The organism is Paenibacillus naphthalenovorans, assembly GCF_900099895.1.
GTDB classification, from domain to species: Bacteria; Bacillota; Bacilli; order Paenibacillales; family NBRC-103111; genus Paenibacillus_G; species Paenibacillus_G naphthalenovorans.
Genome location: NZ_FNDY01000001.1, coordinates 473,208 through 490,999 on the forward strand (window position 1 = coordinate 473,208; position 17,792 = coordinate 490,999).

The window sequence follows — 17,792 nt, forward strand, 5'->3', positions numbered from 1 at the left end:
ATCGGGCGAAGGTGTAAACATAGTTTACATAAATGCAACAAAATGTATTGAACCGAACCTGCCTTCAATATGTATTTTCGGACCGATCCTTCAGCTTATCATGCAGCCGGATCGGTTTTTTAATTTCCGCATAATTTTCTTCAATATCCCGTTTAATGGATTCGAGGATATGCAATGCCAGTTTATGTTCATCATCATTTCCCATGGCTTGAATCATGGATTGAAGATAGTCCAGCCTGGTTTTGGTCACGAATCTCATGGTGGTATACCTCTTAGCTTCCAAAATTTTTAAGTCTTATTACATGATTCGATAAAAAAGGTTGTTTTTAGACGCCATTGCTTCTGTTATTGCTTATCAGGATGAGGAAAGGGGACTGTTCAAACTCCAGGATTAGCGTTATAATATCAAAATTAAACATCCGATGTTTGGAGGGTTGACTATTGGGGCTCAAGCGGGCATCGCGAACGACACTGGTTGAACAAGTCGTAGCTCAAATGGAGCTTCTTATTGAGACGGGTAAATGGTCGGTGGGATTACGCATTCCGGCTGAGCCAGATCTTGTTCAGCAGCTTGGAGTAAGCAGGAATACGGTACGGGAGGCTGTGAAGGCGCTCGTTCATACAGGACTTCTGATCGTTCGTCCAGGCGACGGTACATATGTAAGCTCTTCAAGCGGTCTTGGCGCCGTATTGCTGCGCCGCCTGCGCCGTTCCAATATTGTGGAGACGCTGGAGGTTCGGTACGCTCTGGAACAGGAAGCCGCTCGTTTAGCGGCCGTACGGCGTACCGATGAGGACATTGAGGTTTTAAGCAGATGCTTGAACGAATATGACGCAGCGGCAGCGATGAAAGACACGGACGCCTATTTAAAGGCTGACCTGGACCTTCACAAGATCATTATTGGTGCGGCCCACAACAGCGTGCTCAAAGAATTGTATGAACATATCACGGAAGGTGTGAGAGAAACGATCGGCAGCGTGCTGGATCATTCTGTTCTTTTAGAGCATCATACCAGGATACACCGCGAGCTGATCCAGGCCATCATAGACGGTAATCCCGATGGTGCGGCGCAAGCTGTTCGCGATTATATAGAAGCTTCCCGACACATGCTGCAAAGCGACAATAGAGAGGAGTAACTGCTTCATGCTGCAACAGGAATTAGTGAATCAACGCCTGCAAACACGTGCAGGCTTTTCCATGCTTTTGGCAGGAATCATATTGGTTGCTGCAAATCTCCGTGCGCCGATTACGGCCGTCGGCCCGATCATTGGAGAGATTCGGAACGCAACAGGAATTTCGAATACATTGGCCGGGGCTTTGACCACCCTGCCGCTGCTTGCTTTTGCACTGCTCTCTCCGTTTGCACCCCGATTTGCCCGCAAGATAGGCATTGAACATACCCTGCTTGCGGGGATGATTGTTCTGACCATAGGGATATTGATACGATCGATTCCTGGAGTTGGCATGTTGTTTCTGGGTACTTTATTGTTGGGGCTTGCGATTTCGGTATGCAACGTACTTGTACCCAGCCTGGTGAAAAGGGAGTTCCCTGAACGCATCGGAGTCATGACAGGCATTTATGCCGTCTCCATGAACTTATGCGGGGCCATCGCTTCAGGAATCAGCATACCGATTACCGGAGGACTTGGATTGGGTTGGGGCGCAGCACTGGGATGCTGGGCGCTTCTTTCTTTTGCCGCGATTCTGATTTGGCTCCCGCAGCTGCGTCATCGCCGTCATACCCCCATTGCCCAGGTCAACAAGAAGGGCGGTCAGTTATGGCGCTCACGCCTGGCATGGAGCGTGACGATTTATATGGGATCGCAATCATTAGTATTTTATATGATGGTCGCGTGGCTCCCGGAAATCCTTCAGCAACGGGGAATGAGCAATGAAACGGCAGGTTGGATGCTTTCGCTGCTCCAATTTATCATTTTGCCGCTCACCTTTGCCGTTCCTGTGCTGGCAAGCCGATTTTCGAATCAGCGCCAATTGGTAATCATGACCGGGATCTCACTGATTATTGGCTGCCTCGGATTGCTTAGCGGCAATTTATCCTTGGTCGTACTATGGATGATACTGCTCGGTATTGGAGTAGGTTCCGCATTTAGTTTGGCTATGATGTTCTTCGTTCTTCGAACGCGCGATTCGCAGCAAGCCGCCGAATTATCAGGCATGGCTCAAGCTGTAGGGTACTTGATGGCGGCTACGGGACCGACACTTTTTGGTTTGCTTCATGATGTAACGAATGGGTGGACCCTTCCGTTGATCTTTTTGTTGGCCTCTGCCGTCATGCTGATGATTGCCGGTTATGGAGCGGCCAGCGGCTATGTGACTTCCAAAGAATCGTCTTAACCATGAAAGGATAAATCCGGAGCCGGGGATCATTGCGATCCCCGGCTCATGTGTTTTACTCTCCTGACGGAAGGCAAGCCTCTTCCATGCGCCGTTAAGCCCCCGGTGTGTTCAGCCTTTGTCGAAACTTTATCAATGTATATTTCATAATAATGGGTAATCTATGGTAAAATGACATTAAACAAAGGAGGTAGCCCACATGGAATACAGAATTGAACGAGATACGATGGGGGAAATCAAGGTTCCCGCAGACAAGCTTTGGGGGGCGCAGACGCAGCGAAGCAGTGAAAATTTCCGCATCGGAACGGAACGAATGCCTGTAGAAGTGGTACGCGCTTTTGCGCTGCTGAAAAAAGCGGCCGCACAGGCAAATCTTAAGCTGGGCAAGCTTGAACCTGAGAAGGCTGAAGCGATCACGGCGGCGGCAGCCGAAGTGATCGACGGGAAGTGGGACGACCAATTCCCGCTGGTCGTTTGGCAGACCGGAAGCGGTACGCAGTCAAATATGAACGCCAATGAAGTCATCGCCGCTCGGGCCACGCAGCTGCTCGCAGAGAAGGGGAGCAGCATCCGTATTCATCCCAATGACGATGTGAACCGGTCGCAAAGCTCTAACGATACCTTCCCGACCGCAATGCATATCGCTGGAGTGTTGGCGGTGGAGGAGCAGCTGCTGCCGGCTCTGGACAAGCTGAAGGAGACGCTGCGAAGCAAGATGGAAGCCTTCGCCGATATCGTCAAAATCGGACGAACTCATCTGCAGGATGCTACGCCGCTTACTTTAGGGCAGGAAATCAGCGGCTGGTGGGCGATGCTGGATACCACCGGGAGGATGATTCGCCAAAGCGTAGAATCCATGAAGGAGCTGGCTATTGGCGGGACAGCCGTAGGTACCGGTTTGAACGCGCATCCGAAATTCGGAGAAACCGTAGCGGCAGAAATATCACGGGAGACCGGCAGGACCTTCGTCTCCGCCGCCAATAAATTTCATGGTCTGACAAGCCACGATCAAATCGTATACACTCATGGAGCATTGAAGGCGCTGGCAGCGGATTTGATGAAAATCGCCAACGACGTTCGCTGGCTGGCCAGCGGTCCGCGAAGCGGAATCGGCGAGATCAAAATCCCCGAGAACGAGCCGGGCAGCTCGATTATGCCCGGGAAGGTGAACCCTACGCAGAGCGAGGCGCTCACGATGGTGGTTTGCCAAGTGATGGGCAATGATGCGGTGATTGGATTTGCAGCAAGTCAGGGGAATTTTGAACTGAATGTATTCAAGCCTGTCATCATCCACAATTTCTTGCAATCCGTCCGGCTTCTGTCGGATGCGATGAATTCATTCAACGACCATTGCGCTGTTGGTATTGAGCCTAACCGCGCCGTCATTGACCGTCATCTGGAGCAATCTCTGATGCTCGTCACCGCGTTGAACCCGCATATCGGGTATGAGAAGGCCGCATCCATCGCCAAGCTTGCGCATAAGGAAGGCCTGACTCTGAAGGAAGCAGCTTTAAGGAGCGGTTATTTAACCTCGGAGCAGTTTGACTCCATCGTACGTCCGGAGGATATGATTCATCCGAAGGAATAAATGATCTTGGACGAACATCCCTTTGCTTTTGAAGCTAGGGGATGTTCGTTTAAGATCCTTAATTTTACCGATATTGATGAGCCTCCATTCCCGTCGGATATTTGGCCTGCCATCCCGACGGAAGCAGGCCCGATGCGTCTATAGGCTGACCGTAGGCTCAAGCACGGCCAATGTATGGTTATACGTATTTAAATTCACCATCGCGCCGATGGGGAGCGCCGCTTTATATGTTCCATGCGCGGTTGCAAGGTTCGTCATGAGGGGTTTCCCCAGCGGGACAATGAATTCGTTGATCAGGTCTTCGTATGATTTGCCGTAAGCGAACTGACAGCCGGTACATTCGCCCATAACGATACCGGTGCAATCCCGGAACTTTCCGGCCAGTTTCAAATGGTTCAAATATCTGTAGATGGTATTGGTGGGTTCGTGTGTGTCTTCTATGAGCAGAATTTTACCCCTCGTATCGATTTCAAAAGGTGTGCCCAACGTACCGACAAACGATGTCAGATTGCCTCCGACGAGAGGACCGGTCACATTGCCCTGCACTTTGCTGATTAAGGGGATTCCCGGGGGATTTTGAATGAGCCGATAAGAAGAATAGGAAGACGTAGCGGAAAAAAACTGGTTGAAATTATATGCAGGCGTATCGGGTCTGAAATCAATCAGCAGAAGGCTTTGAAAGGTGATTAAATTAGCTTGTTGATAAAGCACGTTTAACAAGATCGTGATATCGCTGTAGCCTGTTATAATTTTTGGATTATTATGAATCAGATGATAATCAAGATACGGAAGAATACCGGCGACTCCTACTCCTCCTCGCGACGGCAGAATCATATTGACCTGCGGGTTTTCAAACATTTTCATCAAATCCGAGGCCCGTTCCTGATCTGAGCCCGCAAGAAATCCGTTCCGGGAATAGACATAATCCCCCAGTACGACATTAAACCCCATACTTTTCAGAGTATCTACCCGCGCATTAATGACTTCTACATCTAATGGACTTCCCAATGTCACGACTCCAATCGTATCGCCTTTTTTTAATATTGGGGGCCGAATTGCCATAAGCATACATTCCTCCCGCTGAGCATATGAGTCTTTTATAACAATTATATGGAAATCATCGGTTTACATAACGAAAACTTTAGGTTTATGCCGAACAATACGGGAGCAGCGCTGATAGTTTCATTCATAGGTCAGCAATTTGTATAAATCTGCAAAAAAACATGAAAAATGTATTGAATTAATGCAAAAACCATAGTAAACTAAGTTTCAGGAAGTAATTGGGTTTTGGTATTGTATCCACGAACATCGATTACATCTGAAGTAGTCATTAGGTTAGGCAGGAGGAAACATGGATGACCGCATACAGCGCCTTGGCTGCAGTGGAACGTACTTTTCAAGTCATGGAAATTTTGGTGGGTGAAGTCAACGGCGTCAGCGTGACCGAATTGGAAAACCGGACACAGCTTCCGAAAAGTGTCATTTCACGGATTTTAACCACCCTGCTCGAGGGAGGGTATGTAGAAAGGGACAGCAAAACCCGTTACTACAAGCTGTCATTTTATTTCTTGAGCATGGCTTATCGCCACATCAATGCTCTGGAGATCAATGATATTTTTTATCCGATGCTGGAACGGATTGCCAAACGAACCGGCGAGCTGGTTCAATTGGCGGTGGTGAAGAAGGAGGGTATCTTTTTCATCGAGAAGGCGGAGGGAACCAATCCCTTAAGAGTTGCTTCCATGTTAGGCCAGAAAGCCCCATATCATGCAACGGCTGTCGGCAAGGTTTGGTTAGCGAGCTTGACCGATCAGGAAGTGACCTCGATTATCAGCCAAAATGGTCTAAAAGCATATACGGAGCACACGATCACCGATCTGGACACCCTTCTTAAGAATTTGGCGGAGGTTCGCTCCAAGGGCTATGCCATCGCAGATCAGGAAATCAATCAAGATGTCATTGCCGTTTCTGTACCGATCACTTTGGATGAACAAGTCGTCGCTATGCTGGTGACCGCCGCGCCTCACTTTAAAATGACGGCAAGCCGGATCGAGGAGCTTGTCCATATCTGCAGGGAAGAAGTCGATTTATTTGATGCATCGCTTCTCAGGTCATTTGATCTGGGCTATAGCCCTAATAAATCGGGAAAGATAACGATGCCCTGAAACCATGTATATAAATTTTTTTAGACTGAATAGTAAACTAAGTTTCAGGAAGAAATATTATTTTCGAAAAGGAGTGTTCCCATTGCCGCGAATTGTTGATCTGTCGCAAGAGGTTTTTAGAGGCCAGCCTGTTTATCCGGGTCACCAGCCCACCGTGATTTTTCCGATGACACAGTTAACCGTGAAGGAGGACGGTAAATGGACGTTTGCCGTCAATACGCTGCTGATGTCGGAGCATGCGGGAACGCATACGGATTCGTTTACACACATGGATCCGGACAAGAATGCTCTATCGATTGAACAAATCCCGCTGGAGAAATGTATAGGACCTGCGGTTTGTCTGGATGTAAGCCATGTCCCCGATTCTGCTTTTATTACGAGGAACGCATTGCAGGATGCTTGCCGTAAAGCCGATTTGACCATACCGCCTGGCGGTACCGTACTGATTTATACCGGTACATACGAACGTCATTTTCCCAGGCCCGATTATCATCAGAAAAATCCGGGCTTGGACCGGGAAGCGGCGGAGTGGCTTGCCGATCAGGGAGCGATTCATATCGGAATCGATGCGGTCAGTATCGATGTCAGCCCCCATCAGGGAGAAGAATGGAAGCCCGCACATACCGTTTGCCGCGAAAGGGGGCTGCTTAATACGGAAAACTTAGGTGATTTGAAAGCGGTTGCAGGAAAAAGGTTTATCTATATCGGCTTGCCGCTCAAGGTTAGAGGCGGAACTGCCGGCCCGACAAGGGCAGCGGCTATTTTTGATCTGGCCTGGAATTCATAAACGGGAGGTTCAAGGAATGATCATTGAAGACAAGTTTGAAATTAAAGCGGACCAGGAGAAGGTATGGCACTTTTTGATGGATACCGAATCTCTGGCGCGATGCCTGCCAGGCTGTGAGGAAGTCAAGGATATGGGAAACGGGATATACCGGGCTGTGGCTTCCGTACAAATCGCTTTTATGAAGCTCCGCTTTCATCTGAATGTTCGGATTACGGAAATGACGCCTCCACAGCAGCTTGTGTCCGAGGTGGACGGGAAACCGATGTCGCTGGTCGGACAGCTGAAAATGAAGGCCCAAATGAATCTGACCGCACCGGCTGAAGGAGCTACTCAGGTTCATTACATCATGGATATGAGCATGGCCGGTAAGCTGGGCTCGCTGGGACAATCCGCATTTCGCTCAAAAGCGGCGGAGATGGGCGGGCAGTTCGCTGAGAATATCCGGCAGGCGCTGGAGCCTACGGAAGTGCAACATTAACCGATATTGAGGGAGGAGGATGGCAGGATGCTGAATGTTGAATGGGTGGAACCGGAAACGCTGGAGGATGTGAAGCATGCGCTGGCGTCGGGAGATGATCTGACCCGTGTGGTTAGTGGAGGAACCGCGCTTTCGTTGATCATCAAGCAGGGGATTTATCAACCGGAACGGTTAATCAGTTTGAAAAAGGTGAGGTGTGAGTTAAATTACATTCGGCCGGATAATGATGGGAACCTGCGGATCGGCGCGATGACTACGCTGCGGGAAATGGAGACATCTCCATTCATCGAACAAAACTATCCGGTCATTTCGAAAGCGCTTCATCATGTGGCTAACCCGAGAATCCGCTATGTGGCCAGTATTGGCGGCAATTTATCACACGGAGATGCCCATCTGGATTTGCCACCGATCCTGTTGGCCTTGGATGCCAAGGTGAAAGTGGAAAGTGTAAGGGGAGACAGATGGATTCCGCTGGCTGACTTTTTCCAAGGCTATTATGTGACGGCTGTCCGCCCCGACGAACTGGTCACGGAAGTGCTTTTACCCAAGACCGACCCCGGGTTGAAGGGGGCTTACATCAAATATACGACACTGTCCAACGACGACTGGCCTACGTTGGGGGTCGCCGCTTTTATTCAGCAGGAGCAGGGAATCCTTTGCGATGTGCGTATGGCGGTCAGCGCCGTAACGGATGTGCCTGCGAAGCTGGAGGCGGTCGAGCAGTTGCTGTTGGGCAAGCCAGGCAGTGAAGCATGGATAGAGCAAGCAGCCGAAATGGCCTTTCATGCGGTGGAGCCTTCCGAGGATTTACGGGGAAGTTCCTGGTATAAGAAGGAAATGCTGAAGGTCCATGTCCGCAGGGTGTTACAGCAATTATTGCCGGAAGGGCAGAAGGGGTGAACAGAATGCCGGTTATAGGACAATCTCATCGCCGGATCGAAAGTAAAGGGAAGATTACGGGCCAGGCCGAATACGTGATGAACATGGAGCTTCCAGGCATGCTGCATATCAAGGTGCTGCGAAGCACGGTGCCGCATGGAAGGATTAAAAGCATTGATACCAGCGCAGCGGAGCAAATCCCCGGAGTCGTAAAGGTCGTAACCGGCGCCGATTTGCAGAATATGGACATCCATATGCATTACGGTCCTGCGTTTCGCGATCAGCCGGTTTTGGCATTCGACAAGGTATGTTACATAGGTGATCCGGTTGCTGCCGTTATTGCCGAAACTGCGGCCATTGCCGCCGATGCGGTCAACTATATCAATGCAGATTATGAAGAACTGGAGCCTGTATTCGATGTGCTTGAGGCGGCCAAAGAAGGAGCGCCAATCGTTCATGAAGTGATCAGGCCCGCCGGCAGCTTTGCGGATTTGAAAAATCTGCTGCCTAAGGAAGGGAGCAATGTCTGCTTGCATTATAAGCTGCGTCACGGGGATCTGGAGAAAGGCTTCGCGGAAGCGGATCATATCTTCGAGGATACGTTCCGGACGCCTGCGGCGGTTCATCTTCCCATGGAGCAGCACGTGGCGGTTGCCCAACTGGATTCCAACGGCAGGATGAATATTTGGACGGCCAATCAAAGCCCTTCATTTATCCGCAGTGAGGTCGCTTATGTATTGAAAAAGCCGGAAAGCCAGATTCGCGTTCGAGTCCCTTATTTGGGCGGAGGCTTCGGAACCAAGCTTTATGTCAAAATCGAAGCCTTGGTTGCGGTGCTGGCGCTGATCGTGAAAAAACCGGTGAAACTGGCGCTGACGATGGAGGAAGTATTTATTACGCTGACCAAGCATGCAACGGTCTTTAAGATGCGTACCGGCGTCACGAACGACGGACGCATTGTCGCCCGCGATTGTCAGGTGTACTGGGATACGGGCGCTTATGCCGATATCGGCCCGCGGATTACGCAAAAATCAGGCTTTACCGCAGCAGGCCCATACGATATACCGAACGTGAGCATCGACTCCTACTGCGTATATACGAATAATGTTCCTGCCGGGGCTTTCCGGGGCTTCGGCGTACCGCAGCTGGTGTGGGCATATGAATCGCAAATGGATATTATTGCGGCCAAAATGGGATGGGACCCGCTCGATTTCCGCCGCAAGCAGGTGCTGACCGAGGGGAAAATCCACGCCACAGGGCAAAAAATGACTTCGGTCGGTCTTGATCAAATTATTGAGGAATTGGACAGAAGCATTGAATGGACGGCATTTTATAAAGAAAAACAGGCTGGTGCCATACATCGCAGCGGAAGCAAAATCCGTGCCAAAGGAACGGCGATTGGACTAAAAGCCGTATTAACTCCGTCGATTTCTGGCTCGATCGTCAACCTGTTCGCCGACGGCAGCGCATCGGTATTCTGCAGCACAGTAGATATGGGGCAGGGTTCGGACACCATGATGGGACAAATCGCCGCCGAGGTGCTTGGATTACCTCTCGAAAAGGTCACCGTAGTACACCCCGATACCGATGTCACGCCTTACGATACCATAACTGCCGCAAGCCGCTCGACGTTTTATATGGGCAATGCGATTTTGAAAGCGGCCGAGGACATCAGGGATCAAATTTTTGCTCATGTTTCCGGAAAATATGATGTGTCCGCGGAGCTTTTGTCTCTTGCGGATGAAAAGGTGCATGTTGCAGGACGCCCCGAACTGGCGATGACGTTAAAAGAGGCGATCAAAGACATCTTTCATATGCCGGCGGGCTGTATCATCGGAAAATATGTATTTGAAAGTCATTATCAAAGCCCCGATCCTGAAACGGGTCAATCGGAGGATGTGGCCATTTTCTGGTTTCCGGGAGGAACGGCGGTTGAAATCGAGGTGGATACCGAAACGGGCAAAATCGATATTCTGCACATGGTGTCGGCCGGCGATGTCGGCAAGGCCATCAATCCATTCCAGGTCCATCAGCAGTTATATGGTGCGGCGGTGATGCAGATCGGGCAAGCGTTGTTTGAAGAATGCCGATACGATTACGGTCAAATGATCAATGCGAACATGGCCGATTACAAGGTTCCTACATTTAAAGATTTGCCGGGCAAATCAGAAACGATCATCGTGGAGGTTCCCCATCCGGAGGGGCCGTTCGGTGCCAAGGGAGTGGGCGAGACGGCATCCTTCGGCGTCCAGCCCGCGATCGCCAATGCTCTTTATCAGGCGACAGGAGCCAGGGTCAAAAGTATGCCGTTGACTCCGGAGAAAGTCTTGCGGGCCATCAGGGAAGTTCAACAACAAAGAACCTCGGAATTACAGCAGCAAATCTAAACGTAAGGAGCGATCAACTTGAACAAGCAAATCAGCTTTAAGTTAAACGGAAGACAGGTTTCCGCGTCAGTTTCTCCGGGTGAGAGCCTGCTTGATGTTCTGCGCAGCCGGTTTCACTTGGGGGGTGCCCGCGAAACCTGCGCGCTCGGACTGTGCGGCGTATGCACCGTCATCGTTTCCGGAAATCCGGTCAGCAGCTGCCTCTATATGGCGCCAGCCGCAGACGGGGAAGAGATCGTGACGATTGAAGGCTTGGAAACAGAGGACGCGCTTCATCCGGTGCAGGAAGCTTTTATGGAGCATACGGCATTCCAATGCGGTTATTGTACGCCCGGCATGATTCTGATGGCCAAAAAATTGCTGGAGGAAAACCCCGATCCGTCCGAGGATGAGATTAAAGAGTTTATGTCCGGAAATATATGCCGATGTGCCAGCTACGGGCAGATCATTCAAGCCATCCAGGCGGCCTCGCAGATGATTCAGGCGGACAGAATGGAAGGAGCCCATTAAATGAAAGAACCAAGCATCATTGGCGGGATCGGTTTCGGCTTTATCGAAACATTCGATAGGGCGGATGCCGCTTTAATCCAACAACTGCAGCATGCAAGCTCAACGGACGTAACGGATTCGCAAAATCGGACAGGGGCTATGGACCCTGGGATCAAGCCGCTCGGCTCCGGAAAACGGGTGTGGGGCAGTGCCGTTACGGTCGATCTTCCTGCAAATGACAATCTGATGCTCTACAAAGCGCTGCAGCTGGCGCGGCCGGGAGACGTGCTGGTCGTCAATACCAATGGCGGGCAGCGCAGGGCCGTCTGGGGCGAGCTGATGACGCATACGGCGATGGCTCTGGCATTGGGTGGTCTGGTCGTAGACGGGATCGTTCGCGACGGCGCCGCCATCCGGCGGCTCGATTTCCCCGTTTTTTGCCGGGGCACAGCTCCGGTCAGCGTAGAGAAAAACGGTCCAGGCTTTGTTAATGGAGAGATGACTTGCGGCGGTGTTGTCGTTCGCCCGGGGGATCTCGTCGTCGGGGACGACGATGGAGTGGTCATCATTCAGAGAGAAGGGCTGTCTTCGGTGCTTGACAAGATGAAACAATCAGAACAGCGGGAGATCAAACGGAAGGAGGAGATTGCAAGGGGGCAGGCTCTTCCTGCCTGGTTGGATTCCGTCATGCGGGAAAAGGGCCTTGTGCCTGGGATTAAAAAGGAAAGACTTTTAGAATAAGGCCGTTGCGTTGGTTATGAGTTAATCATTGTGGGGAGGGGAAGCCGTATGTCATCATGGGATGATATTTTAAACGAGAGAGACGCCTGGGTTGTAAAGAACAGCATTTTTGGAGGAAGGCGCGGTTTTGGCAAGACTCCGGCTTTGGTAATTATCGATGCGCAGGTTCATTTTGTCGGTGAACGTCTTCCCATTGAGCAATCCATTGCCAAGTATCCTTCCAGTATCGGCGAGGAAGCATGGGATGCGGTGGACAAGACAGAAGTCTTGCTGAAGCTGGCCAGACAGAAGGGGATTCCGGTGATCCATTCCCGGTGGATTACAGCGGAAAAAGACGCCGTATATGATTCCTTCAGAAGGAAGATGAAGAAGGAAGGAACGCAGCGCCTTCACCGGAATGAAAGCGGAAACGAAATCGTAGCACCGCTGAAGCCTTTGGATCATGAAATCGTCATTGACAAGTTATATGCAAGCGTTTTCTTTGCTACTCCGTTCGAGACGATTCTCCGTTCATTGGGCATCGATACCTTAATTGTTACGGGATTCGTTACCGCAGGCTGTGTGCGGGCCACCGTCGTTGATGCCGCTTCATATAATTACCATGTGATTATTCCTGAAGAATGCGTAAAAGACCGAATATCGGTTTCGCATAAGGCCACTTTGCTGGATCTGGATATGAAGTATGCGGACGTCATGCCGGCCGCTGAGGTATCGGCAAAGCTAAATACATATTTATAAGGGGTGTTTCCAGTGAAAATGAAAGTAAAGCACGGTCTGGTCCTGTTATGGTTGATGTCTGTGATGCTCGTTAGCGCCTGCGGATCTTCTGCGCCTGCAGCGTCAGTCGGCAGCGATGGAGAACCGGCAGCCAAGCAAGGGTCCGACGTATCCAAGACGGACGGCAAAACCTACACGATGAGATTTGCCACGGCTACAACGAACGATCCGCAAACTCATGAAATGGAACTGTTTAAAAAAGCTGCCGAAGCGAAAAGCAACGGTCAATTGAAAGTGGAGCTCTATCCGGCCAGCCAGTTGGGAAGCAACGACCAGATGCTTCAAATGCTTACGCAGGGCTCCATACAAGGTATGGTGCAGCCTACGGCGTTCTTAGGCGGGTTTAATGAGCTGATGACGATCGTTGACATTCCTTATTTATGGCCAGATGTACAGAAAGCGACGGAATTTCTGAATGGGGAAGGCGGAAAGCTGTTTGAAGCAAGCTTGGATAAGCAAGGCATCACGGCTCTGCGTTATTACGAATACGGCCCTCGTACGATTCTGCTTAAAGACAAGGTCGAAAAAATGGAAGACCTGAAAGGCAAAAAGATTCGCGTTATGGGTGCGCCTGTATTGGTAGATCAGATTAACGCCTGGGGCGGCGCAGGAGTAGCCATGGGCGTGCCCGAGCTGTTCACGGCGCTGCAGCAGGGGACTATTGACGGTTTGGAAAGCGCCGCAAGCTTTTTTCATTCTGGAAAATATTATGAAAGCGCTAAATATTTATTGATGGAGCCTAAAGGCGCGGAGATCTCCATATTTATGGCCAACACGAATTGGTTAAACTCCCTGCCTGAGCATTTGCAGAAGGCGGTTAAAGAGGCTGCCGTGGAAATTACGGATGAGGCCCATCAATATGCCAAAGAGAGAGATCTCCAGTCGATCGAGGAAATGAAAAAAGAGGGCGTGACAGTGATCGAGCCCGGCGCCGAATTCCATCAGCAATTGGTGGAAGCTTCCAAGCCGATCATCTCTAAGTTTGAAGCCAGAGTTCCGGGATCGAAAGAAATTATCTCCAAAATCCAGGCACAATTCAAAACGAACTAATCGTTAAGTATCGGGGGAGTTATCCTTGAAAAATAGTGGGCTGAAGAGTGTGACGGAGCAAGCTTGGAAGGTCGTTCTAACCGTAATTGCCGTATGCTTTTTAATAGGGACTTTTCTCACCTTTGTCAATGTGGTCATGCGTAAAGCATTGAATAAACCTTGGATCGGCACGGAAGAGATGGACAGCATTCTGCTGGTGCTCCTCGTTTTTTTGCCGTTAGCCTATGTGGAATGGACCAACAAGCAGTTGAATGTGTCCGTTGTTTTCGACTTATTCCCGAAGAAAGTTAAGTTTTGGATCCGGAAATCGCATCATCTCTTAATATTGGCCGTATCGATTTGCCTCACGGCGGCTTCTTGGGAAGTCGTGCAAAGAAACATGGATGTAGGCAATAAAACGGCATCTTTAGGCATTCCTTTATATTTACTATTCGGGATTATATTTGTCGGATTTGCTTTAACAACATTGACCAAACTTGTACAGCTCTTTATGTCGGATGAAGACGGTGGCCCCCATGATCATTAGTGCGATTCTTTTTATTGTGTTTTTGGCGCTGGGATTCCCGATTTATATTTCTTTGCTGACCACAGGGATCTATATCCTTGTGTTTGAAATGAACATGGACATGTCTTCCATTGTATTGGTTTTATTCGATAGTGTGTTTAAATTTACGCTGGCGGCCGTACCTTTTTTCCTGTTGGCGGGCGCATTAATGGAGACCAGCTCCATGGCCAAGCGCATGGTCAATTGGTTATTCTACCTGGTCAGCAGGTATCGTGGCGGTGCGCCGTTAACAGGGGTATTGGCAAGTGAATTTTTCGCTACGATATCCGGCTCGTCCGCTGCATCAACAGCAACGGTCGGTAAAATTCTGTATCCGGAAATCTCAAAAGCGTCAGGAGAATCCTTTGCACTCGGACTCTTGACTTCCTGCGGGGCTCTCGCGGTCGTTATGCCGCCAAGTATTACGATGATTTTGTATGGCGCCACAGCTTCCATATCGACAGGAGCCCTCTTCTTGACGGGGATCGTCCCGGCTTTACTGATCGGAGGCCTGATTTCGTTTTATATTATCTGGCGCTCGAACAAGGTGGAGACGGCAGAGCGGTTTTCTTTTAAAGAATTTATGCTGAGAACCAAAAATGCTTTTTGGATCCTTATTTTGCCCGCAGTGATTTTGGGCGGTATCTACGGGGGACTGTTCACGCCGACAGAAGCCGCGTCCGTAGCCGCTGTTTATGCCACGGTTGTAGCCATTTTTATCTACAGGGAAATGGGTCTGCGTACATTTTTCGGCGCGATAAAAGATGCAATGATGCTGAATACACAAATTTTTATTATCATCGCCTCAAGCACCGTGTTTTCGCAAGCCCTGACCTTTGCTCAAGTGCCGCAAAAACTGACGGCTTTGACGTCGGATTTGTCACCGGTTGTGTTTATATTAATTATCAATTTATTTTTGCTGCTTGTCGGGATGTTTTTTGATCCGACCTCGGCTGTTCTGGTCATTACCCCATTATTGGTACCCATCTGTAATGCTTTGGGGATTGATCTGATTCAAATGGGGCTGATTATGACCGTCAATCTTGCCATTGGCATGTTCACTCCGCCGTTCGGCTTGAATTTATTCGTCAGTCAGGGCGTGTTCAAAAAGTCTATGGCCGAAGTGGTTGCCAGCTTGAAGCCGTTCTGGGTCTGGTATTTATTGTCTTTGGCGATTATCAGTTATATCCCGCAATTATATATGTGGCTTCCGGATTTAATGAAATAATGGCTCGCCTGTATTGTTCTCAACAGGTATCCTACATCGGGTTTCTTGGACCCAAAAGCAGAACCGAACGCATCCTGCATGAAATCGTAAAGATCGATTCAACACGATTAGAATCCTTACGTGATGTCATATACAGTCCTATCGGTTTGGATTTAGGTGCAGAAACGGCAGAAGAAGTCGCGGTCAGCATAGCGGCGGAATTATTGGCCGTCAGAAACCGGCGCTCTCCTCAATTTTTGCGTGATAAGCCGGGAGCCATTCACGATAACCGGTTAGCGGCATCGGAGGAGCGGAGGAATCCGGGGACTGCCGCCAGCGCAAGCATGAGACCTATCTGTGGAATATAGTGTTATATCATGAAGCACCTGAGCTGCAATGAAAAAATACGGCCTAAAACCGGGTGATTTTTTTGACGATATCAGCGATTGCAATTTTTATCGCGGTGTTGGCCCTGCTGGTTGCAGGATTCGCCAAAGGCATCAGCGGCATGGGACTTCCTGTTGTGGCCACGCCGGTTTTGACGCTCTTGTTTGATCTGCAAACCGCCATTGCGATTACCATCGTGCCTACACTTCTAACGGATATAATCATGTTGATCAGAACACCGAAAAATTGGGGCTTGATCAAAAACGCCGCTTCCTTGATGATGTTTGGAATGTGCGGCATCGCAGTCGGTTCCTATGCGTTGGTTCGCATCCATCCGTCCATTCTGTCGGCAGTTCTGGGTGTCATCATTCTTCTTTTTGTCGGCACCTCTTTTTTCGCCGTTTTTCCCGCGATCAAGCAGAGGAGACGGCTGGATGCGACGGTAGGGTTCATCGCTGGGACCGCCCAGGGCGCCGCCGGTGCCAGCGGTCCGATCATCAGCATGTATATGCTGCAGATGAAGATGAGCCGGGACGAATTTTTGTTTATGATCAACAGTTTTTTTGTGACGATTGATGTTATACAGCTTATGACCGTTTATAAACTGGGGCTTTACCATGGCCCGGTCATTTATTATTCGATAGGGGCGATCGTCCCGGCCCTGTTGGCGCTTGCGGCAGCCTTTGCATTGCAAAAGAAAATCTCCGATCAAGTGTTTCGTTATTCCGTGCTGATCATGATGACATTAAGTGCGTCGGCTTTATTATTCAAGTCGATTCAAACCATGTTATGAGGTTATAGACGGGGAGTTAACCATTGAAAAATTTGCTCCAGCGCTTCTTTTTGTCGGCTGCCTTGCAGAGGCTGATGCTCGCCGTCCTGGTAGACGATACTTGTCTTATCTTTTGAGGGCATGATTTCAAAAAAATGTTCAATAAGCTTGACGTTGACTACCGGATCGTATACATCGTACAGACATAATGCCGGGAAATGAAAATTCTGGATTTCCGTTATAGCCATTTTACCGTGATGCATCATTTCCGTACACCAGCGCGGAGTATAACAGATGGTCGGCAGCTGTTCTTCTTTTATGGCATCGGAGGTCCAATCGGGCAAACTCGCCCGGAAGCATTTGAGTCTTCTTAAGATTTCGTTCCACCTGATCAGGTCAAGAGGCAGGGTTGGAGCGACGACCGAAAAAAATTCAATGCATTTTCTGATGATGAACGGAGGCGGATAAATTCCCAGGGCCGGGGAAGACAACAGAACGCCGGCTATGTTGCCGGGAAACCGTTGAACATAACGTATGGCGATGAGACCACCCATACTATGGCCGAACAGATAGATCGGCAATCCCGAATACTGCTTCTGCAAGCGGGAGACCAGTTCTTCCAGATCATCCAAATATTCCTGGAATCGAAGAATGTGCCCCCGTCTTCCCCCCGAACGTCCGAAACCCCGCAGGTCTGGCGCGGCGAGAGCGACCCGCCGGTTTAAACACTCCGTGCCGATACAGGAGTAATGTCCCGAGTGCTGTCCCGCCCCATGCAGAAAAATAATAAGTGCTTTAGCGTTAACAGGTATCCAGATACGGCAATATAAGGCATGCTGCCGAATGTTTGAAACATACAGATGATCAGCTATATGTTTAGACATGGGATACTACTCCTCGATTCCTTCGAATATGCACAACTCGTTTTCCAACTTAATATGCGCGATTTTCCCGCATCCGATACGCAGGACAGATTCCTGTGATGATGAGGGTAAGCTTGCGTAAAACGCTGTCCCCGAAATGAATGAAGAACCTCCGGAACCACTTTTAAATAATGGTGCCGGAGGTTTTATTATTGACCGGATTGAAGAGGGCAACACATACCAAATATACATCCTTCCGAAGCGAAATTTATAATTTGCAGCATAAATGGGAATGTTTTAACTGTTATAACTTAACCGTTAC

19 protein-coding genes are annotated in these 17,792 nt (G+C 49.6%); 16 read left to right on the top strand and 3 right to left on the bottom strand.

Annotation, left to right across the window (positions count from 1 at the left end; genetic code table 11):
• Window positions 1-64 precede the first annotated feature (64 nt).
• Entirely contained in the window at window positions 65-259 is a 195-nt protein-coding gene (locus BLT35_RS02420; RefSeq protein WP_054818371.1) for a hypothetical protein, read from the bottom strand.
• A gap of 182 nt (window positions 260-441) precedes the next feature.
• Between BLT35_RS02420 and BLT35_RS02425 the strand changes: the two genes are divergently transcribed.
• From BLT35_RS02425 to fumC, 3 genes are all read left to right on the top strand, one after another.
• The gene (locus BLT35_RS02425; protein ID WP_054818372.1) at window positions 442-1,137 is read left to right on the top strand and encodes a FadR/GntR family transcriptional regulator; all 696 of its coding nucleotides are present in this window, start codon (window positions 442-444) and stop codon (window positions 1,135-1,137) included.
• Between the two features lie 7 nt (window positions 1,138-1,144).
• Complete coding sequence (locus BLT35_RS02430; protein WP_074726913.1) at window positions 1,145-2,356, top strand: CynX/NimT family MFS transporter; 1,212 nt, start codon at window positions 1,145-1,147, stop codon at window positions 2,354-2,356.
• A 199-nt stretch (window positions 2,357-2,555) separates the two neighbouring features.
• Window positions 2,556-3,944, top strand: a complete 1,389-nt coding sequence (fumC, locus tag BLT35_RS02435; RefSeq protein WP_062408661.1) for a class II fumarate hydratase — start codon at window positions 2,556-2,558, stop codon at window positions 3,942-3,944.
• Window positions 3,945-4,082: 138 nt separating this feature from the next.
• On the opposite strand, the gene BLT35_RS02440 is transcribed toward fumC, so the two are convergent.
• Complete coding sequence (locus BLT35_RS02440) at window positions 4,083-5,006, bottom strand: S66 peptidase family protein (protein ID WP_074726952.1); 924 nt, start codon at window positions 5,004-5,006, stop codon at window positions 4,083-4,085.
• 293 nt (window positions 5,007-5,299) lie between these two features.
• Between BLT35_RS02440 and BLT35_RS02445 the strand changes: the two genes are divergently transcribed.
• The 13 genes from BLT35_RS02445 to BLT35_RS02505 all read left to right on the top strand — a co-directional run bounded on the left by BLT35_RS02445 (window position 5,300) and on the right by BLT35_RS02505 (window position 16,628).
• Window positions 5,300-6,109, top strand: coding sequence for an IclR family transcriptional regulator (locus tag BLT35_RS02445; RefSeq protein WP_074726914.1), 810 nt, complete (start codon window positions 5,300-5,302; stop codon window positions 6,107-6,109).
• Between the two features lie 82 nt (window positions 6,110-6,191).
• Window positions 6,192-6,896 (top strand): cyclase family protein, encoded by a 705-nt coding sequence (locus tag BLT35_RS02450; RefSeq protein WP_062408659.1) that lies wholly within the window; start codon window positions 6,192-6,194, stop codon window positions 6,894-6,896.
• 16 nt (window positions 6,897-6,912) lie between these two features.
• On the top strand, window positions 6,913-7,374 hold the full coding sequence (locus tag BLT35_RS02455; protein WP_062408658.1) for an SRPBCC family protein: 462 nt from the start codon (window positions 6,913-6,915) through the stop codon (window positions 7,372-7,374).
• Window positions 7,375-7,401: 27 nt separating this feature from the next.
• Entirely contained in the window at window positions 7,402-8,274 is an 873-nt protein-coding gene (locus tag BLT35_RS02460; protein WP_054818375.1) for an FAD binding domain-containing protein, read from the top strand.
• A gap of 5 nt (window positions 8,275-8,279) precedes the next feature.
• Complete coding sequence (locus BLT35_RS02465) at window positions 8,280-10,640, top strand: xanthine dehydrogenase family protein molybdopterin-binding subunit (RefSeq protein ID WP_074726915.1); 2,361 nt, start codon at window positions 8,280-8,282, stop codon at window positions 10,638-10,640.
• An 18-nt stretch (window positions 10,641-10,658) separates the two neighbouring features.
• Window positions 10,659-11,150: a (2Fe-2S)-binding protein gene (locus tag BLT35_RS02470; protein WP_074726916.1), complete on the top strand. Its 492-nt coding sequence runs from the start codon at window positions 10,659-10,661 to the stop codon at window positions 11,148-11,150.
• Complete coding sequence (locus tag BLT35_RS02475; protein ID WP_074726917.1) at window positions 11,151-11,870, top strand: RraA family protein; 720 nt, start codon at window positions 11,151-11,153, stop codon at window positions 11,868-11,870. It begins immediately after the preceding gene.
• Between the two features lie 48 nt (window positions 11,871-11,918).
• Complete coding sequence (locus BLT35_RS02480; protein WP_054818384.1) at window positions 11,919-12,608, top strand: isochorismatase family protein; 690 nt, start codon at window positions 11,919-11,921, stop codon at window positions 12,606-12,608.
• An 18-nt stretch (window positions 12,609-12,626) separates the two neighbouring features.
• Complete coding sequence (locus BLT35_RS02485) at window positions 12,627-13,697, top strand: TRAP transporter substrate-binding protein (protein WP_235594339.1); 1,071 nt, start codon at window positions 12,627-12,629, stop codon at window positions 13,695-13,697.
• 25 nt (window positions 13,698-13,722) lie between these two features.
• Window positions 13,723-14,223 carry a TRAP transporter small permease gene (locus BLT35_RS02490; RefSeq protein ID WP_074726918.1) on the top strand — a complete coding sequence of 167 codons (501 nt, stop codon included), beginning with the start codon at window positions 13,723-13,725 and terminating at the stop codon, window positions 14,221-14,223.
• Complete coding sequence (locus tag BLT35_RS02495; RefSeq protein WP_217634693.1) at window positions 14,195-15,469, top strand: TRAP transporter large permease; 1,275 nt, start codon at window positions 14,195-14,197, stop codon at window positions 15,467-15,469. The genes BLT35_RS02490 and BLT35_RS02495 overlap by 29 nt, the downstream gene beginning before the upstream one ends.
• Window positions 15,469-15,816 carry an XdhC family protein gene (locus tag BLT35_RS02500; RefSeq protein WP_074726919.1) on the top strand — a complete coding sequence of 116 codons (348 nt, stop codon included), beginning with the start codon at window positions 15,469-15,471 and terminating at the stop codon, window positions 15,814-15,816. The genes BLT35_RS02495 and BLT35_RS02500 overlap by 1 nt, the downstream gene beginning before the upstream one ends.
• 62 nt (window positions 15,817-15,878) lie before the next feature.
• The gene (locus BLT35_RS02505; RefSeq protein WP_062408653.1) at window positions 15,879-16,628 is read left to right on the top strand and encodes a sulfite exporter TauE/SafE family protein; all 750 of its coding nucleotides are present in this window, start codon (window positions 15,879-15,881) and stop codon (window positions 16,626-16,628) included.
• Window positions 16,629-16,630: 2 nt separating this feature from the next.
• Here the strand turns inward: BLT35_RS02505 and BLT35_RS02510 are convergent, their stop codons facing one another.
• The gene (locus BLT35_RS02510) at window positions 16,631-17,491 is read right to left on the bottom strand and encodes an alpha/beta fold hydrolase (protein ID WP_062408652.1); all 861 of its coding nucleotides are present in this window, start codon (window positions 17,489-17,491) and stop codon (window positions 16,631-16,633) included.
• Window positions 17,492-17,792 lie beyond the last annotated feature (301 nt).